Here is a 1,257-nt window from a genome sequence, read left to right as displayed (position 1 = left end):
ACGTCGGCAGCGTCAGATGTGTATAAGAGACAGGGATCGGCACGGGCCACCGGGCCGGGACGCGCCGCGCCGCACGGCGTACGACCGGCCGGCCGAACGGGTCCCGGCCGCACCGGCGGCACTACGCGTGGCGGTGGAGCACGAATCATGACGACCGGCTAGCGTCGGGGCGTGACCCACGCTGCTCCCGTGTCCCCCGTCGACCGCAACGGCCTGCGGGAGCGGGTCGACAAGGCTCTCACCGAGTTCCTGGCCGGCCAACGGGTCCGGCTCGCCACCGTGGACGACGCGCTGGTTCCGGTGGCCGAGGCGATCGAGGCGTTCGTGCTCGGTGGCGGCAAGCGGCTGCGTCCAGCATTCGCGTACTGGGGGTTCCGAGGGGCCGGTGGAGTGGACAGCGACCAGGTGCTCACCGCCCTGGCCGCGCTGGAGTTCGTCCAGGCCAGCGCCCTGATCCACGACGACCTGATGGACCGTTCCGACACCCGTCGCGGTGAGCCCGCGGTGCACCGAAGGTTCGCCACCCGGCACCGGGAGTCCGGCTGGGGCGGCGACCCGGACGGTTTCGGCGACGCCGCGGCCATCCTGCTCGGTGACCTCTGCCTGGTCTGGTCCGACGAGCTGTTGCACTCGGCGGGTCTGGACCTGTGGGCGTTGGCCCGGGCGCGGCCGGTCTTCGACGAGATGCGCACCGAGGTCACCGTCGGGCAGTATCTCGACGTGCTGACGCAGGTCACCGGGGACACCTCGGTGGAACGGGCCAGCAAGGTCGCCCGGTACAAGTCCGCGAAGTACACCGTCGAACGGCCGATGCTGCTCGGGGCCGCGCTGGCCGACGCGCCGGAGGACGTACGGACGGCCTACTCGGCGTACGGGCTGCCGTTGGGCGAGGCGTTCCAGCTCCGCGACGACGTGCTGGGGGTCTTCGGTGACCCGGCGCTGACCGGCAAGCCGGCCGGAGACGATCTGCGCGAGGGCAAGCGCACCTATCTGGTGGCGGCGGCCGTGGAGGCCACCGACGACGCGGGCCGCGAGCTGCTGCTCGGCCGGCTCGGCGACCAGGAGCTGGACGAGCAGGGGGTGGCCCAACTCCGCGAGGTGATCTTGGGCAGCGGGGCGCTGGCCCGCACCGAACAGCGGATCGCCACCCTCACCGACGCCGCCCTGACCGCACTGACCGCCGTCGACCTCGACACCGAGGCCCGCCAAGCCCTGGTCGACCTGGCCATAGCCGCAACCCGCCGAGCCGACTAACCC

The 1,257-nt window shown here is 72.4% G+C and carries 1 protein-coding gene; it reads left to right on the top strand.

The features are described from left to right. The first annotated feature begins 171 nt into the window (after window positions 1-171). Window positions 172-1,254 (top strand): polyprenyl synthetase family protein, encoded by a 1,083-nt coding sequence (locus DLJ59_RS28210; protein WP_124776211.1) that lies wholly within the window; start codon window positions 172-174, stop codon window positions 1,252-1,254. Window positions 1,255-1,257 lie beyond the last annotated feature (3 nt).

The organism is Micromonospora inaquosa (assembly GCF_003857055.1).
Classification (GTDB): Bacteria; Actinomycetota; Actinomycetes; order Mycobacteriales; family Micromonosporaceae; genus Micromonospora; species Micromonospora inaquosa.
Note: the sequence above shows the minus strand (reverse complement) of the source record. Positions and strands in the feature narration are given on the sequence as shown.